Source organism: Nocardioides sp. CPCC 206347 (assembly GCF_048654605.1).
Classification (GTDB): Bacteria; Actinomycetota; Actinomycetes; order Propionibacteriales; family Nocardioidaceae; genus Nocardioides.
The window spans coordinates 469,245-496,214 of record NZ_JBMCYZ010000003.1 but is presented as its reverse complement, the minus strand read 5'-3'; the positions used below and the strand labels follow the sequence as shown (position 1 = coordinate 496,214).

At 70.4% G+C, this 26,970-nt stretch carries 18 protein-coding genes; 3 read left to right on the top strand and 15 right to left on the bottom strand.

Annotated elements, in window-relative coordinates; genetic code table 11:
- Window positions 1–6 precede the first annotated feature (6 nt).
- Complete coding sequence (locus ACOACQ_RS13870; RefSeq protein WP_420288525.1) at window positions 7–1,170, top strand: type IV toxin-antitoxin system AbiEi family antitoxin domain-containing protein; 1,164 nt, start codon at window positions 7–9, stop codon at window positions 1,168–1,170.
- Between the two features lie 31 nt (window positions 1,171–1,201).
- On the opposite strand, the gene ACOACQ_RS13865 is transcribed toward ACOACQ_RS13870, so the two are convergent.
- Window positions 1,202–4,474: a (Fe-S)-binding protein gene (locus tag ACOACQ_RS13865; protein WP_378605713.1), complete on the bottom strand. Its 3,273-nt coding sequence runs from the start codon at window positions 4,472–4,474 to the stop codon at window positions 1,202–1,204.
- Window positions 4,475–4,649: 175 nt separating this feature from the next.
- Window positions 4,650–7,235, bottom strand: coding sequence for a hypothetical protein (locus ACOACQ_RS13860; protein ID WP_420288524.1), 2,586 nt, complete (start codon window positions 7,233–7,235; stop codon window positions 4,650–4,652).
- Between the two features lie 169 nt (window positions 7,236–7,404).
- Here ACOACQ_RS13860 and ACOACQ_RS13855 point away from each other — a divergent pair, with 169 nt between their 5' ends.
- Window positions 7,405–8,892, top strand: a complete 1,488-nt coding sequence (locus ACOACQ_RS13855) for a M1 family metallopeptidase (RefSeq protein ID WP_420288523.1) — start codon at window positions 7,405–7,407, stop codon at window positions 8,890–8,892.
- A 52-nt stretch (window positions 8,893–8,944) separates the two neighbouring features.
- Window positions 8,945–10,498, top strand: coding sequence for a hypothetical protein (locus tag ACOACQ_RS13850; RefSeq protein WP_378605722.1), 1,554 nt, complete (start codon window positions 8,945–8,947; stop codon window positions 10,496–10,498).
- A gap of 84 nt (window positions 10,499–10,582) precedes the next feature.
- Here the strand turns inward: ACOACQ_RS13850 and ACOACQ_RS13845 are convergent, their stop codons facing one another.
- The 13 genes from ACOACQ_RS13845 to ACOACQ_RS13785 form a co-directional block, all read right to left on the bottom strand.
- Window positions 10,583–11,866, bottom strand: coding sequence for a serine/threonine-protein kinase (locus tag ACOACQ_RS13845; protein WP_378605725.1), 1,284 nt, complete (start codon window positions 11,864–11,866; stop codon window positions 10,583–10,585).
- A gap of 62 nt (window positions 11,867–11,928) precedes the next feature.
- Complete coding sequence (locus ACOACQ_RS13840) at window positions 11,929–13,287, bottom strand: dihydrolipoamide acetyltransferase family protein (RefSeq protein WP_420288522.1); 1,359 nt, start codon at window positions 13,285–13,287, stop codon at window positions 11,929–11,931.
- A 13-nt stretch (window positions 13,288–13,300) separates the two neighbouring features.
- Window positions 13,301–14,278 carry an alpha-ketoacid dehydrogenase subunit beta gene (locus tag ACOACQ_RS13835; protein ID WP_378605731.1) on the bottom strand — a complete coding sequence of 326 codons (978 nt, stop codon included), beginning with the start codon at window positions 14,276–14,278 and terminating at the stop codon, window positions 13,301–13,303.
- Window positions 14,275–15,405: a pyruvate dehydrogenase (acetyl-transferring) E1 component subunit alpha gene (gene pdhA, locus ACOACQ_RS13830; RefSeq protein WP_378605734.1), complete on the bottom strand. Its 1,131-nt coding sequence runs from the start codon at window positions 15,403–15,405 to the stop codon at window positions 14,275–14,277. Before pdhA ends, ACOACQ_RS13835 begins: the two co-directional genes overlap by 4 nt.
- Window positions 15,406–15,570: 165 nt before the next feature.
- Window positions 15,571–16,368, bottom strand: coding sequence for a hypothetical protein (locus ACOACQ_RS13825; RefSeq protein ID WP_420288521.1), 798 nt, complete (start codon window positions 16,366–16,368; stop codon window positions 15,571–15,573).
- Window positions 16,369–16,378: 10 nt separating this feature from the next.
- Window positions 16,379–17,269: a hypothetical protein gene (locus ACOACQ_RS13820; protein ID WP_420288520.1), complete on the bottom strand. Its 891-nt coding sequence runs from the start codon at window positions 17,267–17,269 to the stop codon at window positions 16,379–16,381.
- Between the two features lie 10 nt (window positions 17,270–17,279).
- Window positions 17,280–18,263, bottom strand: coding sequence for a DUF2510 domain-containing protein (locus ACOACQ_RS13815; protein WP_420288519.1), 984 nt, complete (start codon window positions 18,261–18,263; stop codon window positions 17,280–17,282).
- Between the two features lie 115 nt (window positions 18,264–18,378).
- Window positions 18,379–18,867: a hypothetical protein gene (locus tag ACOACQ_RS13810; RefSeq protein ID WP_378605749.1), complete on the bottom strand. Its 489-nt coding sequence runs from the start codon at window positions 18,865–18,867 to the stop codon at window positions 18,379–18,381.
- The gene (locus ACOACQ_RS13805) at window positions 18,864–19,829 is read right to left on the bottom strand and encodes a zinc-binding metallopeptidase family protein (RefSeq protein ID WP_420288518.1); all 966 of its coding nucleotides are present in this window, start codon (window positions 19,827–19,829) and stop codon (window positions 18,864–18,866) included. Before ACOACQ_RS13805 ends, ACOACQ_RS13810 begins: the two co-directional genes overlap by 4 nt.
- On the bottom strand, window positions 19,830–20,132 hold the full coding sequence (locus ACOACQ_RS13800; RefSeq protein ID WP_378605755.1) for a hypothetical protein: 303 nt from the start codon (window positions 20,130–20,132) through the stop codon (window positions 19,830–19,832).
- 67 nt (window positions 20,133–20,199) lie between these two features.
- On the bottom strand, window positions 20,200–21,075 hold the full coding sequence (locus ACOACQ_RS13795; RefSeq protein WP_420288517.1) for a transglutaminase family protein: 876 nt from the start codon (window positions 21,073–21,075) through the stop codon (window positions 20,200–20,202).
- Window positions 21,072–23,567 carry a circularly permuted type 2 ATP-grasp protein gene (locus tag ACOACQ_RS13790; protein WP_378605767.1) on the bottom strand — a complete coding sequence of 832 codons (2,496 nt, stop codon included), beginning with the start codon at window positions 23,565–23,567 and terminating at the stop codon, window positions 21,072–21,074. Before ACOACQ_RS13790 ends, ACOACQ_RS13795 begins: the two co-directional genes overlap by 4 nt.
- Window positions 23,564–26,932: a DUF2126 domain-containing protein gene (locus ACOACQ_RS13785; RefSeq protein WP_420288516.1), complete on the bottom strand. Its 3,369-nt coding sequence runs from the start codon at window positions 26,930–26,932 to the stop codon at window positions 23,564–23,566. The genes ACOACQ_RS13790 and ACOACQ_RS13785 overlap by 4 nt, the downstream gene beginning before the upstream one ends.
- Window positions 26,933–26,970: the final 38 nt, after the last annotated feature.

Below are 26,970 nucleotides of genomic sequence, written 5' to 3'. Positions count from 1 at the left end.
CCCAGTGTGACCGGCGAGGGCTCCCGTTCGGTTCCGAACCAGCCGCGGATCGGCGCGGTTTGCGTCATCCTGGTTGACGCGAATCGCGCCAGTCTCGGAAGCGGCACCGTTTTCACGCTCCCATCCACAGGCGCCGGGAGGCGTGGTGTGGGCGCCCGGCAAGCGGGAGACCTGATCTGGATGAACGAGATCGAGGACCTCCTGGATCACCAGGACGGAGTGATCAGCCGGCGGCAAGTGCTGGCGGCGGGGCACAACCAGACACACATCGCCCGATTGGTGCGGCGGCGGGAGTGGACCCAGGTGCATCCCGGCGTCTACGTGAACCACACCGGACCGCTGACGTGGAGACAACGGGCGTGGGCAGCGGTTCTGGCGTGCGCGCCGGCAGCCCTCGACGGCTGGAGCGCGATCCGGGCGCACGAAGGACCGGGCCGCCGACACCACGACGACTCGAGACCGATCGAGGTCATCGTCCGGCACGGACGCCAGCAAGTTGCACTCGAAGGGGTTCGGGTGCGCGGTTCGCGTCGCTTTGACGAGTCGGTGCAGTTGCACTTGAACCCACCCCGACAGCGGTACGACGACGCAGTCGTCGGGCTCGCCGACCGAGCCGCCGACGAATTGAGCGCCATCGCGATCGTGGCCGACGCCTGCGGAGGTCGCCGCACGACAGCCGTTCGACTCCTCGCGCGCATCGACGAGATGTCCCGGCTGCGCCGACGCTCCTGGCTGCGATCGGTGATCAATGACGTGGCGGACGGGACCTGCTCGGTCCTGGAGCACGCCTACCTGACCCGGGTCGAGCGACCGCACGGACTTCCGCGCGGCCTGCGACAGGTCGTCGCACTCGATGCCGGCGGGCGGCGGATGTTCCGCGATGTCGTCTACGGCGGCAACCGGCCCCGGTGGCGCCAGATCGTCGAGCTCGACGGCCGGTTCGGGCACGACTCGACGGCCGCGCGCGATCGGGACATGGAGCGCGATCTCGATGCAGCGCTGGACCTGGAGGACACGGTGCGGCTCGGGTACGGGCAGGTGCTCGGCCGGCCGTGCTCGACAGCGGCGAAGCTCGGCCGGCTGCTTCAGCTCCGGGGCTGGAACGGCGCACCGACCCGCTGCCCGTCCTGCGAAATGCAGGAACGGCGCGGTTTGCGTCAACCAGGTTGATGCAAACCGCGCCGATCAGGCAATCAGCTCATCAGAGGTCGAAGAGCGAACCGGTCTCGTTGATGTCCACGTCGGTGCGGGGCTGGTTGGCCTCGCCGGACGACGCGACGGGAGGTGCCGCCGGGGCGGGCTTCTCCTCCGCGGCTGGCTCCTCAGCGGCCGGCTCCTCTGCGGCCGGCTCCTCGACAGCCGGGCCTTCCTCCGGCTCGGCCGGGGCCTCCTCGGCAGCGGGTGCTGCAGCAGCGGGCTCGGCCTCGACCGGAGCAGCCGCAGCCGGGGCAGCGGGCTCGGGCGCCACGATGTCGAACAACGACCCACCCGACGGGATCTCCGCCGACGGCGTCGGCGCAGCTGCGGCGGGAGCGGGAGCAGCCGACTTCGGGGCCTCAGCGGCCTTCGGGGACTCCTCGGCCACCGGCGTGGCCGGGGCTTCGGCAACCGGCGCTTCCGCGGCCGGAGCCGCGGCCGGGGCGGCCGGCTCGGGAGCGGCGATGTCGAACAACGACCCACCCGAGGGGATCTCCGCCGACGGCGTCGCAGCAGGCGTTGCCGGAGCGGCAGGCTCGGCGGCCTTGACGGGCTCGGCGGCCTTCGGGGCTTCCGCGGCCTTCGGGGCTTCCGCGGCGGCCGGAGCAGCCGTCTCGGTGGGAGCGACGTCGAACAGCGACCCACCCGCACCCAGGTCCGCGGCCGGCTTGGCCTCGGGGTCTCGAGACGGTTCCTCGACCGCCGGCTTGGCGGCTGCCGGAGCGGCAGCAGGTGCCGGAGTGTCGAAGAGCGAGCTCGAGTCGTCGAACAGCGACCCACCGGAAGCCGGCTTGGCCTCGGGGTCTCGAGACGGTTGCTGCGCAACCTCCTCGACCACCGGCTTGGCGGCAGCCGGCGCGGGGGTGTCGAACATCGAGCTGGCGTCGTCGAACAGCGACCCGCCCGAAGCAGGCTTGGCCTCGGCCGGAGCAGCCGGAGCCGGTGCGGCAGCAGCCGGTGCGGCCTTCGCCTCGGGAGCCGCCTCCGCAGCAGGAGCAGTCTCTGCCGGTGCGGCGGCGGGAGCAGCAGCCTCAGCGGCCGGAGCGGCCTTCGCGACAGGTGCGCCCACCGGCGTACCCTCGCCCGGCTTGAGCTTGGTGGCCTGCTCGCCCTTGACGGACGCGAGCAGCATCTGTGCGACGTCGAGGACCTCGACCTCTTCGCGCGCCTCGCCGTCGGCCTGCATCTTGGTGAGGCCGTCGGAGATCATCACGCGGCAGAACGGGCAGCCGACAGCCACCTGGTCAGCGCCGGTACCGACCGCTTCGGCCGTCCGGTTGAGGTTGATCCGCTCGCCGATGGTCTCTTCCATCCACATGCGGGCACCACCGGCGCCGCAGCAGAAGGACTTCTCCTTGTTGCGCTCCATCTCGGCGAACTCGGCGCCGGGCAGGATCTCCAGGAGGTCGCGCGGCGGCGTGTAGACCTGGTTGTGACGACCGAGGAAGCAGGGGTCGTGGTAGGTCACCTTGCGCGCGTGGGCACCGGCACCGTCAGCAACGGGCGTCAGCTTCCCCTCGCGCACGAGGCGGTTGAGCAGCTGCGTGTGGTGGATGACCTCGAGCTCGATGCCGAGCTCGCGGTACTCGTTCTTGAGGGTGTTCATGCAGTGCGGGCAGGTCGAGACGACCTTCTTCGCACGGGCCTCGGTGAGCGTCTCGATGTTCTGCTGGGCCAGGCCCTGGAACACGAACTCGTTGCCCGCGCGGCGCGCCGAGTCACCGGTGCACGTCTCGCCGTTGCCGAGTACGCCGAAGGAGACGCCGGCGAGGTCGAGGAGCTCGGCCACGGCGCGGGTCGTCTTCTTGGCACGGTCTTCATAGGCACCGGCGCAACCGACCCAGAACAGCCAGTCGACCTCGTCGAGCGTCTCGATCGAGTCACCGACGACCTTGACGTCGAACGGCAGGCCCTTGGCCCAGTCGAGGCGGACCGTGGGCGACATGTTCCACGGGTTGCCCTTGTTCTCCAGGCCCTTGAAGAGACCGTTGAGCTCGGAGGGGAAGTTCGACTCGACGAGCACCTGGTAGCGGCGCATGTCGACGATGTGGTCGACGTGCTCGATGTCGACGGGGCACTGCTGGACGCAGGCACCACAGTTGGTGCAGCCCCACAGGGCGTCCTCGTCGATGACGAAGTCGCCACCCTCGGGGTTGTAGAACCACTCGTCCTTGTCGGTGTCGGCCTTGCCGATGAGCACCTTGTCGGCCGCACCGTCGACGCCACCGGCTGCGGCGTACGCCTGCTCGCGCAGCGCCATCATCATCAGCTTCGGGGACAGCGGCTTCTCGGTGTTCCACGCAGGGCACTGCGACTGGCAGCGGCCACACTCGGTACAGGTGGTGAAGTCGAGGAGGTCCTTCCAGGAGAAGTCCCAGATGGAGCCGGCGCCGAGCACGGCGTCCTCGTCGAGATCGTCGACGTCGTCGAGGGTGATCGGCTGGCCGCCGACGGTGAGCGGCTTGACCGCGCCGAGCGCCGTGCCGCCGTTGTCCTCACGCTTGAACCAGATGTTGAACCACGCGGTGAAGCGGTGCCAGGCCACGCCCATGGTCAGGTTGGTCGAGATGACGATCAGCCAGATCATCGCGGAGGTGATCTTGAACATCGCGATGGCGAAGATGATGTTCTCGAGCGACCCGACGGAGTCGTGGCCGGTCGGGTAGAGGTTGCCGACGTACTGCGCGATCGGGAAGTGGGCACCGGTCGCGTGCTCGGCGTGCTCGCCGCCGTGGGCCTGGGCGAGGTTGTACTCGGCACCGCGGATGAACAGGATGGCCGCGCTCTCGAGGAGCACCATCGCCTCGACGAAGAAGGCCTGCCACATGGTGGAGCCGAAGAACCGGCTCTTGCGGCCGAGCTTCGAGGGCAGGTGCGTGAGGCGGTAGTAGATCAGCGGGATGATCGCGAGCGAGCCGAGGAGGCCGAGGATCTCGGCGGTCCATTCGTAGACGACCCACTTGCCGATGATCGGGATCGTCCACTCGGGATCCCACAGCTGCGGGAAGGCCGCGGCGACCGCGGTCGAGAGGAAGAGGAACGCGGCGAACGCGAACCAGTGCAGGATGCCGACCCAGGTCCACTGGAGCATCCGCGTGTGGAGGAACGTCTCCTTGACCATGGTCACCGTGCGGCCGACCGGGTTGCCGGCGCGGCCGGGCGCGGGCTGGCCGCGGCGGATCACGCCCAGCATCGAGCGGACGGCACGGGCGGTCAGCGCGATCGCGACGACGGAGACCGCCAGTGACACCACGATCGCAATGGTCTGGAAGGACATCTCGAACAGCTCCTCGTCCACAGGGGGCTCAGCGTGCGCACACGAGTGCGCGCGTCGAGCCTATTGCCACGGACCGGTTTCGCGGATGAAAGGCAACCCTTACCCGCGCTGCCCGGAGCAGGCTCGCGCCCAGCATCCTACCGGGCGGTAACTTCCCTGGGACGTGACGATCGCCTCAGGGGAAGGTCAGCCCGGTGACCTTGCCGGCCGCCGAGAAGGTCACCGTCACGGGCACCCGCGCACTGCTTGAGGTCTTCGCACAGAAGACGTACGACGTCCCGCGGCGCTGGTAGGGCTGACCGACGGCCTGCAGCACCGACCGGGTCGTCATCCCGACCTTGACCACCTGCTTCACCGTGCTGGTGCTCTTGCGCAGCGCGGCGTTGCGGCACGAGTCCGGCTTGATGCCGGAGGTCCGCTCCCACATCTGCAGGTACGCCTCGGATCCGCGCGCCATGTCGTCGACGATCTTGCTGCCGTCACCGGCCTGCTGCTTCTCCGCGACCTGGCGCAGGTCCTCGACCCAGTCCGGATAGAGGCCGTACTGCGCGACACCGTCGACGTTGATGTCCCAGGTCCGCTGGCCGGCCTGCTGCTTGCCGATCGTCACGCCGCCGAGCCCGGTGAAGGGATAGCGGACCGGGTTGCTCACGCCGGCACCGCGGGGACTCCCCTGCGCGCCGAGGCCGTTGATGTCCGCGCCGAAGCCGAACCCGAAGTAGTAGCGCGGGTCGGCCCAGCCGAGGTGGCGCCGCCACTTCTCGACGAACCCGGTGGAGTCGCCGGCGTACGGAGTGATGAAGCCGCCGGCCTTGTAGATCCGCGGATAGGTGTCCGGGGTGGACCACGAGTGGCTCGAGATCACGCCCGGGTAGCGCAGTTCCTCGATGACGTCCATCGACGCGGCCCGCGCCTTCACCGACAGGTGATCGGGATCGAACACCATCTGCCGCTGGGCCAGGCCCTTGATCGTGTGCACACCAAGGTCCGTCAGGCCGCGCTTGTTGCAGTGCGCCGGCTGCGGATACAGCGGGATCGCCGGAAGGACACCGAGGAGCTGGCCGATCGCGCCGAACAACGCGTCCTGCTGCCCGGCAGTGATGTCGGGGAGGGTGATCTGCGGGTTGTCGGCGGACTCCCCGTCCGCAGGTTCGCAGTGCTCCATCGCCCAGAAGGAGCCGGTCTCCAGGAAGTTGGCGGCGTTGACGACGACGCCGACCTCACCCGCGTCACCGGCAACTCCGGCGAGCGCGTTGTCGAACTTGTTGACCAGCTCCATCTGGCGAACGCCCAGGGCGTGCATCTCGTCGAGGTTCGCGTCGATCTCCGCCGTCGTACACGCGGGGAGGTCCTTGCCGAGCAGCTTCTTGTAGGTGCAGCCGAACGGGATGGAGGTCTCGATCCCCATCACCACGGCCATCTTCCCGGCGTTGATGACCGCGCGGGCAGCGAACGGGTCCTTCACGATCCGGTAGAAGCCCTTGCCCGGGCCACCGAACTGCGCGTCGATGTAGGACTGCATCTTGAGCATGTCGGCGGCCTGCAGCCGGATCGAGTCCATGTCGTCGCAGGAGTTCCGCTTCAGCGGGTAGAGCTGGCACAGCTTGTTGTTCTCGACGAGCAGGTTGACGAACAACCGCTGCCCGCCGCGCCAGGCCCGCTCGAGCCAGCGGTAGTACGTGCCCTCGTGGGTCAGCGACTCCGGCGCCGGCCAGTCCTTGAAGGTCGGCCAGCCGACGGGGTCGTGGGACGCCTGCCCGGACAGCACCGCCTCGAGCAGGGCGCCGTTGCCCCCGGTGGCCGTGTGGTCGGGGCAGTCGACGAGGGCGTACGGCGCGCCGTACGCATGCCAGGGGCGACCGCAGTGCACCTTGCCGCCGAGGAACTCGAAGGCCATGCCGTGGGTGTGGGCGTCCACGAACCCGCGCACTTCCTGGTACGACGACGCGCCGGCGAACGGGTCACCGGAGATGTTGATCTCCGCCTCCGGGTACGCCGGGCAGCCGGTCGCGAGGGCCAGCTTGAAGGGCGTGCCGGCGCTGCTCCGGGCGAGCTTGCCGCCGGACACCACCGTGAGCTGCTTGTCCGCCGCGACCTGGAACAGGAAGCCACCCGTCACCTTCGTGACCGTCCAGTCGGCCGCCGGACCCGGAGTGGGCGCGACCGCGACCGACCCGTTCGACGCGAGCGTCACCTCGCCGGCCGGGGTGTGCAGCAGGTAGCCGCCCAGTCGGGTCGCCTTGAAGTAGAAGGTCGCGGCGGACGAACGCGGCACCGCCACGGCGCCGAGCGTCGTACCGGACCGGGTGACGTAGCGCCCGGACGCGGTCTGCAGCGTGTAGCAACCACCGGCCATGGCGTAGCGGTCCCCCGGCACGCCCAGCCGCGGCGGGTAAGCCCGCACCTTCACCAGCGGCGGGTCGGGGAGCGCACGCTCGCGCTCGACGTAGGCCTCGGACGCGGTCCGCTCGAGGGAGGTCGTGGGATCGACGACCTTGTCGCCGACCGCGAGGCCGCGGGACACGTCGTTCTTCGTGGCGGGATCGTTGTGGTCGTGCGGCGGCAGGACCGTGTCGTCGTGGGGCAGGCCCCGGTCGGACCGGTCCTGTTGCGCAGCCACGGCCAGGGTCGTCGTACCGCCTCCGGAGGCGACGGGGATGGCCAGGGCAGTTCCGATCACGGCGAGTGCGGCGACCACGGCGAGGCCGACGCGCTGCCCTGAGCTGCCTGCCTCAGGCTCCCGACGTCGTTCCATCGTCACGACAGACCTCCTTCTCCGGGCACCGCGAAGTGACCCCGGTCACTCCCCCAACGAGCGAACGGTGGCGACGGTACGCGCAAACGTGAACAACTGTCACCTTTCTTGTCCACCGACGAACGGCGTGGGCCCGGCAGGCATGATGGCGGCACGGATCGGGGAAGGGACCTCCATGACCAGCACCACGCGCGCCATCGGCGCGCTCTCCGCACTCGTGCTCACCGCAGCGCTCGCCGGCTGCAACGGTGACGGCGGCATGCGGCCCGCCCCCGATGCGTCGACCACGCCGAGCAAGAGCCCCGCGTCGCCCCGGCCGAGCAGCACGACCCCGGCGGGCGCCCCGGACCTGGCACTGGCCGTGAGCGAGACCCGCGAGGACTCGGTCTACCCCGAGGTGGGCGACCCCCTCGTCGACGCGCTGAGCTACGACCTCGATCTCGACTGGGACCCGGCCAAGGACACGCTGACCGGGCAGGAGACGCTGGTCTTCAGGGCCACCGCGGACGCCGACAGGATCCCGCTGGACTTCAACGAGGACCTCGCCATCTCGGCACTGACCGTCGACGGCAAGTCCGTCACGCACGAGGTCGACGGCTACCACCTGAGCATCGACGCCCCGATCAGGGCCGACCAGCGCTACGAGGTCACGATCGCGTACGCCGGCGTCCCACAGCCCGCGCCGGCACCCAGCGAGCGCTCCGACTTCGCGGCCGGCGTCGGCTGGAACGTCACCGATGAGCACGAGACGTCGACCCTGCAGGAGCCGTACGGCGCCTTCACCTGGTACGCCGCGAACGACCAGCCGGCCGACAAGGCGTTCTACGACTTCAGCCTCACCGCGCCCGACGGGATGCAGGGCGTCGCGAACGGCGAGCTCACGTCGTCGACCAGGGCCGACGGCAGGACGACCAACACCTGGCACCTTGCGGAGCCCGCGTCGTCGTACCTCGTCACGGTGGCGTTCGGGGACTTCCAGCGCACCGACCTGAAGTCCAGGAGCGGCGTCCCGATCCAGATCTGGACCGACCCGGACGGCGACGCGCTGCCCGGCGGGCTGGCCACCGCGCCCGCCGCGATCGACTGGCTCGAGAAGATCCTCGGCCCCTACCCGTTCGACACGTTCGGCATCGTCGTCGTCGACAACGACAGCGGCATGGAGACCCAGACCATGGTCACCCTGGGCAACTCGGAGTACAGCCTCTCGCCGGCGGTCGTGGTGCACGAGGCCGCGCACCACTGGTACGGCGACACCGTCTCCCCCGCCGACTGGTCGGAGGTGTGGATGAACGAGGGCATGGCGATGTACCTGCAGGGCATGTGGGAGGCCGAGCAGGAGGGCCGCACCGTCGCGTCGAAGATGGACGAGTGGGCCACCTTCGAGACGGCGCTGCGCGACACCGCGGGACCGCCGGCGGACTACGACCCGAAGAAGTTCGGCGACGGCAACATCTACTACGGCCCGGCGCTGATGTGGCAGGAGCTGCGGGAGAAGATCGGCGACACGAAGTTCTTCGCGCTCCTGAAGGAGTGGCCGGCGTCGCAGGAGAACGGCAACGCCGACCGCGAGGAGTACTGGGCCTGGATCGAGGAGAAGACGGGCGAGGAGCTCACGTCGTTCTTCGAGGACTGGCTGCTCGGCGAGCAGACGCCGTCGCGCTGAGCCGTCCGGCAAACCCTTCCCGCAAAGGTGGAACACGTTCTACTCTCTCGGGATGCGCATGCTCCGCTCCGTGCTGGCCTCGGGGGCAGCCACCGTCCTCGCCCTGACCCTTGCCGGCGCCCCGGCGACCGCTGACGACACCACTCCGGCACTGCCCGGGCTGGCGGGACTCCTCCCCGGCCTGCCGGCACTGCCCACGATCCCGGGTTTGCCGATCCCGTCGCTGCCGACCGACCTGCTGGTGCCACGGTTCACCGGCGCCGCGGTCACGCCGCAACCGCTCGACGCACCGCGGGTGCCGCAGAACCCCTTCCTCGCACCCAACGGCCGCAGCAGCATGCACAACGACGCGTACAGCACCGACGCGTACGCGGTCTCCGGCCCCACCGGCCGTTCGCTCACCGTGAGGTCGGCGTCGTACGGCGTCCGCGAATGCGCCACGATGGCCTTCGACTCGCACGACCGGATCGTCGGGCTGTGCGGCGGGCTCGAGGGCTTCACGATGATGGTCATCGACCCGGTGACCCTGCGCGCGATCTCCCAGCTGCAGGTCTCACAGCGCGACTTCACCAGCGGCGCCAACCCGCTGACCGACATCTGCGGCGGCACCTACTTCTTCCTGGACGGCCAGGACCGGGCGTACGCGACCACCACGCGCTCCTCCATCGCCGAGGTCAGCGTCACCGCCGCGGGCGGCCTGGTGAAGGGCCGCGAGTGGCCGCTGGCCGGACACCTTCCGGACGGCGACTGCCTCGTCGCCACGGGCGTCGACTGGTCCGGACGGGTCTGGTGGTTCAGCCAGCAGGGCGTGGTCGGCACCCTCGACCGCGAGACCGGCGCGGTCCACGCCCTGACCCTCGGCGGCGGTGAGGGCATCTTCAACTCGGTGTCGACCGACGAGACCGGTGGCGTCTACTTCGTCACGACACACCAGACCTACCGGGCCGACGCCGACAGCAACGGCGTCCCGCACGTCACCTGGGCGATCCCGTACGACCGCGGAAGCGTGAAGAAGCCCGGCATGTTGTCGCAGGGGTCGGGCACCTCCCCCACCCTCATCGGCGAACGCTGGATCGCCGTGGCCGACAACGCCGACCCCCAGAGCCACGTCCTGGTCTACGACCGCCGCATCGGCGTGACCGACCGACTGCACTGCTCCGTGCCCGTGCTCGCGGACGGCGCCAGCACGACGGAGAACAGCCTCGTCGCAGCAGGGAACTCGCTGATCATCGAGAACAACTACGGGTACGCCGGCGTGCATTCCACGCTGCTCGGCAGGACCACGACCCCCGGGGTCTCGCGGGTGATGATCGAGGACGACGGCTGCCACGTCGCCTGGACCAACCCGACCTCCGCACCGACCTCGGTGCCGAAGGCGTCCCTCGGCAACGGCCTCGTCTACGTCTACTCCAAGCCGAAGCGCGCCGACCTGCTCGACGCCTGGTACGTCACCGCGATCGACATCCGCACCGGCAAGACCGCCTGGAGTCGCCTCACCGGCACCGGCATCCAGTGGAACAACCACTACGCGTCGATCTACCTCGGCCCCGATGGTGCGCTGTACGTCGCCACGCTGATCGGACTGGTCCGTCTGGCTGATGGGTGAGGTGCACGAAGTGTGGCAAATGGGGGTCCGAAGTGTGCACCATCTGCCACACCTCGAGGCCCCATTTGCCACACTTCGTGCCCCCTAACCGGCCGACGCGGTCCAGAGGCACGAGAACGTCGAGGTGAAGATGTCGGCCAGGATGGCGGGCTTGACCTTGCCGCTTCCGTCCTCGACGAGCATCAGGTCCTCGTCGATCAGGCCCTGCTCCTGGAGGCCGTCGACCCCGTGCTTGCTGACCAACTGCCGGGCGGTGCACTCGGCGTCGGCGGTGTCGAGGTCGCCCTCGTCCACGAGGGTCCGGGAGATGTTGGCGATCGCGGTGTCCTCGCGAGAACCGGTCAGCCCGTCTGGCGCGGTCGGGCTCGTGGGCTCCCTGCTGCGGTCGGGGCCGGCGGTGCGGTCGCCGTCGTCGCCGCGGCCGATCAGCACAGCCACCAGCGCGATGAGTACGACGAGCGCGGCGATGCCCGCGACAGTCGCAGCGATCACGGCCACTGACCTGCGGGGCCGGACGGACGTCGTACGACGCAGCGACCGGAGGTCGTCGCGGAAGGCGGCGGCCGACGGGTAGCGCTCGTGCGGGTTCTTGGCGAGGGCGGTGCGGAGCACCCGGTTGAGCTCGCGGTCGAAGGCCGTGCGACCCGTCAGCTGCGGGATCGGCGCCCCGATGTGGGCCTCGACGACCTGGTAGTCGGTCGTGCCGGCGTACGGCGCCCGGCCGGTCAACGTCGCCCAGAGCAGGCAGCCGAGCGAGTAGACGTCGCTCACCGGGCCTGCCGGTCGGCCCTGGTGCAGCTCGGGGGCCATGTAGCTCGGGGTGCCGGCGACCACCCCACCGGTCGCGCTCTGGTCGGCGCCGATCTGGCGCGCGATGCCGAAGTCGGCGAGATAGGCGACCGTGTCGGTGCCGCGGTTGCGGAGCAGGACGTTGGCCGGCTTGATGTCGCGGTGCACCAACCCGACCCGGTGCGCCTCGGCGAGGCCGTCGGCGACCTGGGCGATCAGGTCGACGGCGACCGTGGGCGGCGGCGGGCCCTGGCGCCGCAACGTCGCGCCGAGGTCACCGTCGGGGATCAGCTGGCTCGCGATGTAGAGCTGGCCACCGACCTGTCCGTGCGCGAAGACCTGCACGACGTGCGGCGAGTCCAGCGACGCCTGGGCCTGCGCCTCCCGGACGAACCGCGCGCGGAACCCGGGGTCGCCCGCCAGGACACTGGTGATCACCTTCAGGGCGACACTGCGGTGCAACGTCGTGTCCACCGCTTCGTAGACGGTTCCCATGCCACCGGCACCGAGCTCGCGCACGATCCGGTACGGGCCGAGCAGCTCGCCCGGGGGCAGCGCAGGGTGGGGTGGCAGGGACACGCAGTCGTTCTACCCCGGCGTCACGCGCCCAAGCGAACCGTCCTCCACAGGCACCCCGGACCTCAGAACAGGAGGGCGGTGGCGGGATCGCTGATGATGCCGGCGACGTCGGCCAGGAACTGCGAACCCGTCGCACCGTCGACGTGCCGGTGGTCGAACGACAGCGAGAGCGTCATCACCTGACGCGGCACCACCTGGTCGCGCACCACCCACGGCTGCGGCTTGATCGCGCCCAGGCACAGGATCGCGGACTCGCCCGGGTTGATGATCGGCGTTCCCCCGTCGACACCGAACACGCCGACGTTGGTGATCGTGAACGACCCGCCCGCGAGCTGCGGCGGCTGGGTGCGGCCCACGCGAGCGGTCGCGGTCAGTGCCTCGAGCTCCTGCGCCAGCTCGACCAGCGAGAGCGCGTGGGCGTCCTTGATGTTCGGGACGACCAGGCCCCGCGGCGTCGCGGCCGCGATGCCGAGGTTGACGTAGTGCTTGACCACGACCTCCTGCGCGGCGTCGTCCCACGTCGAGTTCACCAACGGCGTACGACGAAGGGCGAGCACGCACGCGCGAGCAGCCACGAGCAGCGGGCTGACCTTGAGGCCCTGGAACTCGCGGCGCTCCTTCAGCCGGGCGACGAGCTCCACCGTCGCGGTCGCGTCGATCGTGATCCACTCGGTGACGTGGGGCGCCGTGTACGCCGACGCGACCATCGCGTTCGCCATCTGCTTGCGGACGCCCTTGATCGGCTCGCGGGTCTCGCGCGCCCCGGAGGTCTCGAGGCTCGTCGCTCGCGCTCCTCGCACCTCGACCACCGGAGTGCCCGCGGCCGCCAGCACGTCGTCCTTCGAGACGGTGCCCTTGGGGCCGGTCGGGACCAGCGCGGCCAGGTCGATGCCGAGGTCACGCGCGAGGCGCCGGACGAGGGGCTTGGCGAGGGTCCGGACGCTGCCCGGGTCTCGAGACGGCTGCGGCGCAACCTCCTCGACCACCGGGGCGGCATCGCCCTTGCGGGGCCGCCGCTTGAGCGCGCGCTGCTTGGGGCCGTACCCGACCAGCGTCGCGTTGCCCGTGGGCGGGATGTTGGTGTCGATGACCTCGGGCCCGCGGGTCGCCGGCGGCGTGGTCGCCGCGGACGCCTCCGGGGTGGCCGGCTGCACCGGCGCCGGGGGCGTCACCGCGCCCTTCTCGCCGATCTGGATGATGGCCGTACCGACCTCGACGGTCTGGCCTTCGGCCGCCAGCAGCGCCAGCACCTCGCCGGCGTAGGGCGAGGGCAGCTCGACGATCGACTTGGCCGTCTCGATCTCGACGATCACGTCGTTGATGGCGACCACGTCGCCCTCCTTGACCCGCCAGGCCACGATCTCGGCCTCGGTGAGGCCTTCGCCGACGTCGGGGAGCTTGAACTCGTTCACACCAGTCATCGCGGAAATCTCCTCAGAACCCGAAGGTCCGGTCGACGGCATCGAGCACACGGTCGAGGTCGGGGAGGTAGGACTCCTCGATGCGGGCCGACGGGTAGGGCGTGTCGTAGCCCGTCACCCGCAGCACGGGCGCCTCCAGCGAGTGGAAGCACTCCTCGGTCACCCGTGCCGAGATCTCGGCGCCCACACCCAGGGTCATGTGGGCCTCGTGGACGACGACGAGCCGGCCGGTCCGCCGTACGGACTCGAACACGGGCACCAGGTCGAGCGGGGAGAGCGTGCGCAGGTCGATGACCTCGATCGACCGGCCTTCCTCGGCGGCGACGGTGGCCGCGTCGAGACAGGTCGACACGGTCGGGCCGTAGGCCACCAGGGTGGCGTCGGTGCCGGACTTCACCACGCGTGACTGCCACAGCGGCGCGGGCGGCGCCAGTTCGTCGACCTCGCCCTTCGTGGAGTGGTAGAGCCGCTTGGGCTCCAGGAAGATGACGGGGTCGTCGGACCGGATGGCCTGCTGGATCATGCTGTAGGCGTCGGCCGGGTTGGAGCACGCGACGACCTTCAGGCCGGGCGTGTGCACGAACTGCGCCTCGGGGGACTCGCTGTGGTGCTCGACGGCACCGATGCCACCACCGAACGGGATCCGGATCACCATCGGCATCCGGACCTTGCCCTGGGTGCGGAAGTGGAACTTCGCGACCTGGCAGACGATCTGGTCGTAGGCGGGGTAGACGAAGCCGTCGAACTGGATCTCGACGACAGGTCGGTAACCGCGCATCGCGAGCCCGACCGCCGTACCGACGATGCCGGACTCGGCCAGCGGGGTGTCGATGACGCGGTCGTCGCCGAAGTCCTTCTTCAGGCCGTCGGTGATCCGGAAGACGCCGCCGAGCGTGCCGACGTCCTCACCCATGACGAGGACCTTCTCGTCGTCCTCCAGCGCCCGTCGCAGGCCGGAGTTCAGCGCCTTGGCGAGGGTCATGGTCGTCATGCGGACACCTCCTCGTACGACGCGACGTGGGCATCGAAGATGGCCTGCTGGGCCGCGAGCTCGGCGGTCTGTTCGGCGTGCACCATCGTGAAGATGTCGCGGGCGACCGGGTCGGGCAACGCATGGCACTCGCGCCGCATCCGCTCACCGAGCGCGTCGGCCTCGGCCGCCACCTCCGCAACGAAGTCGTCATCGGCCATGCCGTTGCGGCGGAGGTAGGCCTCCACCCGGGCGATCGGGTCCTTCAGCTTCCAGTGCTCGACGTCGTCGCTGAGCCGGTAGCGGGTCGGGTCGTCCGTCGTGGTGTGCGCACCCATCCGGTACGTGTAGGCCTCGATGAACGTCGGGCCCTGTCCGTCGCGAGCACGCTGGAGTGCCGCCTGCGTGACGGCGTACGTCGCCAGGACGTCGTTGCCGTCGACCCGGATGCCGGGGAAGCCGAAGCCCTGCGCGCGCCGGTAGAGCGGGATCCGCGACTGGCGCTCGAACGGCTCGGAGATCGCCCACTGGTTGTTCTGGCAGAAGAACACCACCGGCGCGTTGTACGACGCCGCGAACACGAACGCTTCGTTGACGTCACCCTGCGACGAGGCTCCGTCCCCGAAGTGTGCGACGACGGCGGTGTCGCGCTCGGGGTCGCCCGTCCCGACGGCGCCGTCGCGCTGCACGCCCATGGCGTAGCCGGTCGCGTGCAGCGTCTGGGAGCCGATGACGATGGAGTAGATGCCGAAGTTGTGCTCGTAGGGGTCCCAGCCGCCCTGGTCGACCCCGCGGAACATGGCGAGCAGCCGCACCGGGTCGACACCGCGGCACCACGCGACACCGTGCTCGCGGTAGGTCGGGAAGGCGAAGTCCTGCGGCGACAGCGCGCGACCGGCGCCGATCTGGGCGCCTTCCTGGCCGAGCAGCTGGGCCCAGAGGCCGAGCTCGCCGTGGCGCTGCAGGGCAGTGGCCTCGATGTCGACGCGGCGCACCAGCGTCATGTCGCGGTAGAACCCGCGGATCTGCTCGGCCGTGAATTCACGGTCGAAGGTCGGGTGGTGGACCCGCTCCCCCTCGGGGGTGAGGAGCTGGACGAGCTCGGGGTCGGCCTGATCAGGGGCCGGTCCGAAGACAGGGTCGGTCATCACGCCACTCCTAGTTTCAGTCCGTCGGGGTCTCCGCGGCACTGGTCCAGTCATTTGATCTGGCCGAATCTGTCACATGGATGGCGTGACTGTGATCCGAACCACTCTGTTCGTCACGATACTCGCCCCGAACAGCACCTGACTGGACGTGCCGGCCGTCGCCGGCTACTTCTCGACGTAGGTGTAACCGCTGACCAGCCAGGAACCCGACGTGCCGTCGAGGATCCAGGTCGAGTCGAGGGTCTTCCCTGTGTTCGGGGCGTAGACGTCGCCGGTCACGGTGGAGATCGGACCGAAGGTCGTGGGCTCGTCGAAGGTGTACTCCGCGTTCGACATCTCGAGGTTGCCCGCCGCCGACTCGCATCCGGCCTGATCGGTGAACTCGCTGGAGAAGTACGTCGGCGTGGTCAGGCCCTCGACGGCGAGGCAGTCGCCCTCGAGCAGTGAGTCGAGGAAGGCCCGTGCGGTGATCGTGGGGTCGTCGTCCGGCGACTCACCGAAACCGGCGGTCTCGCTCGTCGCCTCGGTCGGCGTGGACTCCGACTCCGACTCCGACTCGGACGGCTCGTCCGACGGGGAGCTGGACTCCGAGGAGTCGTTGTCCCGGGCCGAGTCGTCGCCGTCGTCATCGTTGCCGAGCACCAGGAAGAGCACCACGGCACCGGCGATCACGAGCGCCAGGACGCCGGCGATGATCCCGATGATCAGGCCCTTCTTGCCGCCGCCACTCGGCGGCGGGGCGCCGTACCCACCCGGCGCGCCGGGATAGCCGGGGCCACCGGGGTAGCCGCCGCCCGGAGGTCCGGGCTGCTGGTAGCCGCCCTGCGGGTACCCGCCCTGGGGCGGGTAGCCACCCGGAGGGCCGTACGGCGCCGGGGGCGGCTGAGGGCCTCCACCCTGCGGTGCGATCTGCGTCGGTGGCTGCTCGCCGGGCTGTCCCGGGCCGGGGAACTGGTTGCTCACACCCCAGAGCCTAGGGAGCCTGAGCGTCCCACGCATCACTATTGGGCATGTCGTCGTGCCGACGTCGCGGCCACAGGGACAGGCCGATCAGCACCAGACCCACCGGAAGGGCCAGCAGGAAGCCCTTCGCGTACGGCGACAGCGACCCCGTCATGGTGTCGACCATGATCCGGGCCATGTCCTGCTGCTCGGACCCGATGCGGTCGGCGACGAACTCGCCCACCGGATCGGTGGCCAGGCGCACCACGAACGCAGCAGCGGCCACCCCGAGCAGCGCCAGGCCCGCGATGCGCACGCGTCCCCGCCACCCTGCGGCGACCAGGATCGCGAGGCCCACGAGGCCGGCCCAGACGAACGGCAGCCAGCCGGCCACCCGGTCGGCGCTGCGATAGGTGGGACCGGCATCGACCACGCGGGACCGCGGCGCCACCGCCACCTCGAGCGGGATCCTCGGCAGTGCCGCAACCGGGATGCCACGCTCCTCGAGCATCAACAGCACCTGCGCGAGCAAGGGCGCGGCGTCGACCGTGAGGTTGCCGTCCGGCGAGGCATCGGGGTCCTCGAGCAACGTCATCACGTCGCGGTGCAGGTCGTCGTTGGCCTTGCGCCAGAACTCCGGGAAGTCCGGGCTCTCGACGACCTCGGTCGCTGCCGTACGGGCCCAGGCGGTCACCGAGTCGGGGAGCCCGACCGGCACGTGCTCCTGGAGGGCACCGACGGCGGCCCTGGCCGCGGCGTCGGACAGCACCCGCCGGACATCAGGGTCGTTCGCGAGCGGCGCCACCGTGGCGACGTACTCCTGCTGGTCCTCGACCTTCGCGTTCAGCCAGGCGGTGGCGATCACGAACGGCGCCACGATCGTGGCAACGAGGACCAGCAGTACGGCAGATGCGAACCTCACGCGTGCGAGATCACTCGTCGTCAGTGGAGAAGCTCGGGTCGACCTTCCAGTCGCCGTCCTCCTTGACGAGCTTCAGCTCACCGTCGGTGGTGTTCTCCTCGTCCTCGTCGTCGCCGCCGCAGTCCTCGACGATGTCCTTGTCGCCGGTGAACCGGGACGTGATCTCGTACTCGACGGTGGCCTCGTCGCCGTCCTCGTTGGTGTCCTTGATCTCGACCTCGTAGTCGAAGTCGCCCCGGATGTCATCGAAGGTCTTGTCGCAGGAGTCGTCCTCGGACAGCGGCTCGTCGACCTCGTCGTCGAAGTCCTTCTGGGAGTTCTCGGCGTACTCGTCGCAGTCGTCGGCGTCAGCGCCGTCGAGCAGGCTGTCCTGGGCGTCCTCGGTGAGCAGCTCGCACTGCGCGTTGAAGTCCGGGTCGACGAAGTTCTGCGCCTCGAGGTACTCCTTCGCCACACCGTCGGGGCCGCCGCCACCCAGGACCTTGAGCAGTACGACGACCAGGATGATCGCGAACAGCAGCGCAGCGAGGGCGCCGCCGATGATCGCGAACAGCTTGCCCTTGCCCTTGCCGCCCGAGCCGCCACCGAAGTTGGGCTGGCCGAACTGCTGGCCGTAGGCAGGCTGTCCGAACTGCTGGCCGGCGGGCTGGCCGTACGCCTGCTGGCCGGCCGGGGCGCCGTACGGCTGCTGGCCGAACTGCTGGCCGGCGGGCTGGCCGTACTGCTGCGGCTGCTGCGGCTGCTGCGGCTGCGCGGGCTGGCCGTAGCCCTGCTGCGCGCCACCCTGGTTGAAGTCGGCGGCGCGGTTCGGCGCAACGACGGTGGCCTGGTCACCCGGGAGCTGCGGCGCCTGCGGGGTCTGCGGCGCCTCGGGGGCGGCACCCTGCGCAGGCTGCGTGTGCTCGGTCCACTGCGTTCCGTCCCACCAGCGCTGGCCGCCCTGGCCGTCGGGGTACCAACCGGGAGGGGTCGTGGGCTGGTTGGGGTCAGACATCGGCTTCTCCTTGCACACAAGCGGTTCGTCCGCTCGAACTCGCCCGCATCATGCCACGGTGCGGCCGGTCTCAATCCCGTGCATGACGACTACTTCATCGACAACAGCATCGCTGCTACCCGGCGTCGACGCCGCCGATCCGCCATTCGCCGTCGACGCGGGCCAGTTCGACGGTGCCGCGGTCGACGGGACCACCGCCCTGCCACAGCTCGTCGAACCCGGCCTGGTCGTCGCCGTCGTACGAGAACTCGATGACGTAGCCGACGCGGGCCTTGTCGCCCTCGCTGCTGAACTCCTCGACGGTGATCGTGACCTCGGTGTCCTCCCGGAACGTCGCGAAGCCACCGTCCCGGTTGGCCTTGTCAGCTGCCTTCGCATAGTCGGCACAGTTCGCGAAGGGGTGGCCGTCGAACAGGACGTGGCGCCACTGGTCGGTGGCGAGCTCGCACTCCGTGGTCCAGTCGCCCTCCCAGATCGCCGCGAGGTACTCCTCGCTCACGTCCTCGGCGCTCTCGCCCCGGAGCAGGGCGAACCAGGCCGCGACGGCGACCAGGACCACGACCGTCCCCGCGACCAGGGCGGTACGACGGTTCGGGCGCTTCATGGGGTGCCTGCCAGCCCCGCGACGAAGTCGAGCTTGTCCAGCACGGGAGCGGGGATCACGAAGGGATAGAGATCGCCCTTGCCCATGGAGCGGTTGATCTGGTTGAGCGCGACCGAGAGCGGGATCCACACCGTACGGACGAGCTCGCGGAAGCTGGCGGAACCGGTCCCCTGCCACAGGTCGTAGGCAGCGGCCGTCTCGCAGGTGTCGCTGATGTGCAGGTAGTGCGCGAACGTCTCGGCGAAGTCCTCGAACGGATGCATCGTCGCGTAGGTCGTGATGTACGAGTCCTCCCACCCCTGGGGCGGGCCCTGCGAATAGTGGCGATCGATGGCGGCCTGGTAGTCGAGGGTGTCGTCACCGAAGAGCTCGCGGCACCGGGCCAGTCGCTCGTCGGTGGTCACCAGTTGCGACTCGATGTAGTGCCCGACCTCGTGCCGCAGATGACCCAGCAGCGTGCGGTACGGCTCGTCGAGCTGTTGGCGGATCCGCTCGCGCCGGGCGTCGTCGGTCTCGGCGAGGTCGATCGTGATCACCCCGTTGTCGTGCCCGATCACGACGTCCTCGCCCGCTGCCTCGCTGCTCGAGAGCATGTCGAACACCAGTCCGCTGATGTCGAAGCCGAGGGTGTCGAGCTCGACGACGAGGTGCCGCTTGGCCGCTTCCGCTTCGGGGAACTGCGCCGTCCCCTCGGGATCGGCCTCCGCGGGCCGAGTGCGGGTGAGGTCGCAGGCCGAGCACTGGCCACCCTCCAGCGGCGCGAGCCACGTGCAACCGGACAGGTTCAGGTTGCGGCAGACGTGCCACACGAGGCCCGCCTCGTCGACGTACGTCCCGGCGTCATCGACGGGGACGATGTCGCGTTCGGCACGGGAGAACCCCAACGCCGTACCGCACGAGACGCACACGGAGTTCTCGAAGAACAACGGGCTCTGGCAGAGCCGGCAGGCGAACGAGCGCACTCAGTTGTTGAGCGTGATGAGCGCGACCAGCACGACGAACCCGATCAGGCCGAGCGCCGTGAGCAGGCCCATGACCAGGCCGATGCTGCGCGGCTTGCTCGCCGGCGCGAGACCGCGAAGCCCCCCGCCGTACTGTCCCGGCGGCGGACCGCCCTGGAACTGCGGCGGGCCGGCGGGTGCGCCACCACCGAGGTACGCCGGCGGCGGGGCCGCCTGGCCCGGCTGCCCGTAGGCGGGTGGCTGGCCGGGGTGGCCCTGCGGGGCTCCGTGCTGGGGCGGGACTCCGTACGGCGGCTGGCTCATGCCCCCAGCCTAGGAGGGTGCGGCCCCGCACTCCACCCGTTCCTCCCGAAATCTCCCACCCGCCAGGTCAGAGCGGGGCGACGTCGACCGAGACGGCGAGCTGGGACTTCTTGGCCTCGGTGAAGATGACGCCCTTCAGGGGCGGGACGTCGCCGTAGTCGCGGCCCCAGGCGAGGGTCACGTAGCGGTCGTTCTGCCACTGGTCGTTGGTCGGGTCGAGGGCCAGCCACTCCTCGCCGCCGAGCCAGACGGCGACCCAGGCATGGGACGCGTCGGCGCCGACGATGCGTTCCTTGCCGGGCGGGGGTTCGGTGGCGAGGTAGCCGCTGACGTAGCGGGCGGCGAGCCCGTGGGCGCGCAGGGCGGAGAGGGTCAGGTGGGCGAAGTCCTGGCAGACGCCGGCCCGTTTGGCGAGGATCTCCGAGACCGTCGAGGTCACCGTGGTGGCCGCCGAGTCGTACTCGAAGTCCGCATGGATGCGGTGCATCAGGTCGGTGACGGCCTCACCGATCGGACGACCGGTGGTCAGCGACACCGCGGCGTAGTCGCGGGCACCCGCGTGGACCGGCACGGCCGCACTGGCCAACGCGAAGTCGGTCGCCTGCCAGGCACCCGGCTGCGACGGGACGAGGAGGGGCCGCGATGCCTCCCACGGCTGCTCCAGCTTGCCGTCGTCGACGATCGGTACGGCGACGTCGACCTCGCCGCTGCCGACGACGACGAGTTCCTTGTGGGGCGTGGTGACCTGGAAGTAGAGAACGGTGTTGCCGTAGTAGTCGGCGTCACGGCTGATGTCGCCGGGCTCCGGCGTCACCGCGACGTCGTACTCCTCGACCTGCTGCCAGGGCAGGCTGCGAGGGACGAGGTGACCGATGCCGAAGCTGTCGGTGACGTCGTCGTCGTAGGTGTAGGTCGTGCGGTGCTCGATGCGGTAGCGGGTCATGGGGTGGCCTCGGCAAGGGTGGGCATGACGCCGAAGACGCGCGGCTTCGGGCCGGTCGCGAAGTGCAGGTCACGGATCGCGTCGCCCAGGCGCTCGAGCTGACCGGTGACGCTGTCGAGGAACATCACGAGGTGCGGGCGCGCGACGCCGCCGATCGCGCCCAGGGTCGAGACATCGGTCCGCTCGACCTCGGCGACCAGGTCGGCGAGCAGTCGCTCGGGGCGCGTCGAGCCGGTGGACGCGGGCTGCGCGGCCAGGTGCTCCTGCATCCGGTGCAGGCTGAACAGCAGCGACCGCGGGTTCTCCTCGTCCATCAGCAACAGGTCGAGGACCCCCGCCGGACGGACGTAGTCGCGGTAACGGCGGCGGTGGGTGACCGAGCTCTCCGCGGCCGTGAGTACGGCGGCCAGGACCTCCCGGTCGACATCGAGACCGCGGCGCTCGGTGATGAGGCGGAGCAGGTGGCACACCTGGATGCCTCGTTCGAGGTACCGCCCGACGCCCCCCATGTGCCAGCCGGCATCGCGGATCATGCTCGCCGTCACGCCCTGCAGCGCAAGGACGGCCGTGAGCATCCGGCCGGCGGACTCGGCGATCTGGTGGCTGTGCGGCGAGGCCTGGAGCACGGCGGTGGCCCGCTCCACCGAGCCGAGGGCGCGCCAGACGTCGAGCGACAGCTGGTCGCGCACCTCGGTGAGGACGTCGCGCAGGCCTTCGAGCGAGTGCGCGGCCGACCCGACCCGCGTCTCGTCGAGCAGGATCGACCGCAGGTCCTCCTCGTCGTCCTCGTGGACCGTGCCCGCGAGCCGGTGCACCCCGGACATCAGGACGTCGAGGCTGACGCCGCCAGAAGTGCTCCGCCTGCTGCGGTAGTCGGCGACGAGGACGTGCGTGGTGAGCACCAGGCGCAGCATGTCCTCGGCGCGTTCGGCGTAGCGCCCGAGCCAGAACATGTCGTCGAGGACGCGCGGTACCGTCGCGGGCAGCGACCGCACCGACGTCATCGGCATCACGTCCGTCAGGCCCTGGTCGGGTTGCGCCGTGTCGTCCTTGAGGATCCAGACGTCCTTGCTGCCGAGCGACTTGTCGCCGTCGCGGACGTTGGCGAGACCACCGAGCAGCGGCCGGTAGGCCGAGCCGTAGCGAAGGGTGAAGGTCCGCAGCGTCATCTCCGCGGGCCGCGCCGTGCGGCCGCGCCACGTGGGTGACTGCGACAGCGCGAACGGCTGCTGGCCGACGAACGCGTGCGGCCGGGCGAGGACCGTCAACCGGATCCGCTCGGGCGACGCGCCCGCAAGGGTGAGGTCGGAGCCGTCGATGGTGCGCACGACGAGGTCGTCGAGGTGGTCGAGCACGTGGTCCAGTCCGTCCGGGTCGCCGCACCACCACGTCGGAACGCCCTGCAGCCGCAGCGGCTCGCCGAGCAGGTGCTCGCAGGCGGCGGGCAGGAACGGCAGCAGGCCGGGGTTCTCGAGCACGCCGGCGCCGAGTCCGTTGACGACGCGCACCCGGCCTCGTCGTACGGCTTCGGCAAGGCCGGCCACACCGAGCTGCGAATCGCCCCGCAGCTCCAGCGGGTCGCTCCAGGCAGCGTCGACCCGACGCAGGATCACGTCGACCCGTTCGAGTCGCTGGGGCGTCTTCATCAACACCCAGCCGTCGCGCACCGTGAGGTCGCTCCCCTGCACGAGCGGGAAACCGAGGTTGGTGGCGATCGACGCCTGGTCGTAGTAGGTCTCGGAGTGCAGGCCCGGGCTCATCACCACGACCCGCGGATCGGGCAGGTCACCGCTGGCGGACTGCAGCAGCGCAGAGCGCAGGGCCCAGAAGTACGGCGCCATCCGGTGCAGGTCGGCCTCGCGATAGAGCTCGGGCATCACCCGGCTGAGGACGCGACGGTTCTCCAGCGCATACCCGAGGCCCGACGGCGCCTGGGTCCGGTCGCCGAGGACCTTCCAGGTGCCGTCCTGGTCGCGCCCGAGGTCCGTCGCCGACAGCACCAGCGGCCGCGGGTCGTTGGCCGACGCGCGCGCCATCACCCGCGAGAAGTCACGGTGTCCGAGCACGACCGCCGCCGGCACGATGCCCGACGACAGGAGGGTCTGGTCGCCGTACAGGTCGGCGAGGACCGCGTTGAGGAGCTCCGCACGCTGCGCCAGGCCGACCTCGAGGACCTGCCACGACGCAGCGTCCAGCACGAACGGGACGGGGTCGAGACGCCAGCGGGACGGGCGTTCGCCGGGCCGCGAGTAGGTGACGCCGTCGTCCTCGAGGAACCGCGCGATCTCCTCGGTGACCCGGTGCATGTCCTCCGGGCTGATCTGGGTCGCGATCTCCGCGAGGCGCTTCCAGGGCGCGCGCAGCGACCCGTCCGGGCCGACGACCTCGTCGTACCTCGGGCTGGCGTCGTTGCCACCGTCCGGATGATCGGCTGACCCCTGCGTGAGGGTCGGCTGGGTCAGTCCCGCGGCGTAGTCGCGGAGAACGGTCACGGGCCGCTCCGGGCCCTCACCCTGCGCAGGTCGAGGGTGTGGGGATATTCGGTCGAGGCGACCTCGCGGGCAGTACGACGAAGGGCGGCCACGTCGATGCGGCCGGCCGTGTTGCGGGCGGTCTCGAACCGGGCTGCGCGCCGCGCCCCGGCCTCCTGTGCGTTGACCGGCGGGTGGTCGTAGTTGCGGCCTCCCGGGTGGACCACGTGATAGGTCGCACCGCCCAGGCTGACACCGGCGTCGAGGTCGACCACGTCGAAGGTCAGCGGGGAGTCCACCTCGATCGAGGGGTGCAGCGCCGACCACGGCTGCCACGCCTTGTAGCGGACGCCGCCGTAGAAGGTGTCGCTCGCGTCGACGCGGGTCATGGGCACGGGAACACCCTGACACGTGACCAGGTGCCGATCGGGGTTGATTCCAGCAACCGTCACCTGGATCCGCTCGACCGACGAGTCGACGTACCGGGCCGTGCCGCCACCGGTCGCCTCCTCACCGAGGACGTGCCACGGCTCGACGCCCTGGCGCAGCTCGAGGTGGATCGCACCGCCTCCGGCGGCGGTGAAGTCGGCGAACCCGATCCGCGGGAAACGGAACTCCGTGAACGGCGCCAACCACGACGGATCGAAGTCGATGCCGAAGTCGGCGAGGTCGGCGACGACCTCCGCGATGTCGGCGATCGCGCCCTGCGGCAGCAGGAAGTCCTCGTGCAGACGGGTGCCCCAGCGAATCAGTGGCGTGGTCGACGGGTCGATCGGCTGCTCCCAGAACATCGCGACCAGGCTGCGCACGAGCAGCGCCTGCACCAGCGCCATCTGCGGGTGCGGCGGCATCTCGAAGCCGCGCAGCTCCAGCAGGCCGAGGCGGCCGCGCGAGGAGTCGGGGCTGTAGAGCTTGTCGATGCAGAACTCGGCGCGGTGCGTGTTGCCGGTCAGGTCGGTCAGCAGGTGGCGCAATGCGCGGTCGACCAGCCAGGGACGCGGCCCGCCGATCCATTCGTCGTCCTCCTCCGCGACGTCGTCGAGGCTCGCGAAGCTCGCCATCAGCCGCGCCACCTCGGCACAGGCGATCTCCATCTCGTAGACCGCCTCCGGCCGGCCCTCGTCGAAGCGCGGCGCCTGACTGGTCGGGCCGATGAAGCGCCCGGAGAAGAGGTACGACAGCGACGGGTGCCGCTGCCAGTAGGTGATCAGGCTGACCAACAGGTCGGGGCGCCGCAGCAACGGGCTGTCGATCGGCTGCGGTCCACCGAGCGTCAGGTGGTTGCCGCCACCGGTGCCGGTGTGGAGCCCGTCGTGGTCGAACTTCTCGGTCGTCAGCTGCGCCAGCCGGGCCTGCGAGTAGAGCGTCGTCGTCAGGTCGCGCATCTCGGGCCAGCTGCTGGTCGGCTGCACGTTGACCTCGATGACGCCGGGGTCGGGCGTGACGGACAGCTGGACCAGCCGCGGGTCGGGCGGCGGCTGGTAGCCCTCGAGCACCACCGGGCAGCTGATCGCCGCAGCCGCGGTCTCGACGAGATGCAGCAGGTGTACGTAGTTCTCGAGCTCGCTGGTCGGCGGCAGGAACACGTGGACGTGCCCGTCCCGCTCCTCGAACGCCAGCGCCGTGCGCTCCGCCCCGTCAGGGTCGGCGAGCTCGACGGCAGGGATGCGCGCGACGAGCGGCTCCGCCGCTTCGAGGTACGACGGTTCGGCAGGTGCAGCAGGATCGACCCAGGCGATCGCGTCGAGCGGCAGCCGCAGGCCGACCGCACTGGTACCCGGCGTGAGCACGAGCCGCCCGCGACGGAACGTCCAGACGGGGCTGGTCCACCCGGTCTCGCCGGTCGTGAGCGGCAGCACCCAGCCGGTCGGCGTGGTCACGTCCGCATCCAGGCGCGCCACCAGGTCCTCACTGGGGTCCGCACCGTCGGGTGCCTCGCCCGCGGGCTTGCGCACGTGGTCGGCGAGCGCGGAGAAGGGGTCCTCGTAGGCCGGGCGCAGCTGCGAGTCGGGAAGGGCGAGCAGGCGGACGACCTCGCGGCCGAGTGCCTCGTCGCGCCCGGGGGTTTCGAGGCTCGTCGCTTGCGCTCCTCGCACCTCAACCACCGGGTCCGGTGCACCCCACGGGTCGGCCAGCAGGGCCGGGTCCGACCACAGCGCCGTACCGTCCTTCAACCACTGCAGCCCGATGCTCCACCGCGGCAGCGGCTCGCCCGGGTACCACTTGCCCTGGCCGCGATGCATGACGCCGCCCCGGGCGTAGAGATCGCGCAGCCGCGCGGCGAGATCGCTGGCCAGCTCCCGCTTCACGTCGCCGTCGGCGTCGGTGTTCCACTCCGGCGTGGACGCGTCGGCGATCGACACGAAGGTCGGCTCACCGCCCATCGTGAGCCGCACGTCGCCGGCTTCGAGGCGCTTGTCGACGTCGCCGCCGAGGGCGTCGATCCGCTCCCACTGCGCGGGCGTGTACGGCGCCGTGACCCGAGGGTCCTCGTGGACGCGGGTCACGGTGTTGCTGAATCCGAAGGTCACCTCCGCCGGTTCGGTGGCACCCTCGATCGGGGCTGCCGAGCTCGGGTGCGGCGTTGCCGACAGGGGGATGTGGCCCTCGCCGGCGAACAGCGCACTGGTGGGGTCCATGCCGACCCAGCCGGCACCGGGCAGGAACACCTCGGTCCAGGCGTGCAGGTCGGTGAAGTCCTCCTTCGGGCCGGTCGGGCCGTCGAGTCCCTCGGTGGCGTAGGGATCCGACGCCAGCTGCACGAGGTAGCCCGACACGAACCGCGCGGCCAGCCCGTACTGCCGCAGCAGGCTCACCAGCAGCCACGCCGAGTCACGGCAGGACCCGATGCCGAGCGCCAGGGTCTGGTCGGGCGTCTGCACGCCCGGCTCCATCCGCACCGAGTACGCGACATCGCGATGCACCGCGTTGTTGAGGTCGGCGAGGAAGGTCACCGTCGGCACGCCATCGGCCGGCAGCTCCGGGAGTGCGGCTCTCCAGTCCGCCGCCGCGGTGGAGTCCTGGACGGGGCGCAGGTACGGCGCCAGGTCGGCCGCGACGTCGGCCTCGTAGGCGAAGGGGAAGTGTTCGGCGTACTCCTCGATGAAGAAGTCGAACGGGTTGATCACCATCAGGTCCGCGACCAGGCCGACCGTGATGTCGAGGGTCCTGACCTTCTCGGGGAACACCAGGCGCGCCAGCCAGTTGCCGAACGGGTCCTGCTGCCAGTTGATGAAGTGGCCCGCGGGTTCGACCTTCAGCGAGTACGCCTCGATCGGGGTCCGGCAGTGGGGCGCGGGCCGCAGGCGCACGACGTGCGGCGCCACGGCAACCGGACGGTCGAAGGCGTACGTCGTGCGGTGCTCGAGGGCGACCTTGATCGACATGGTCCTCAGCGTAGAGAGGTGGACGCGACCGCGGGTTT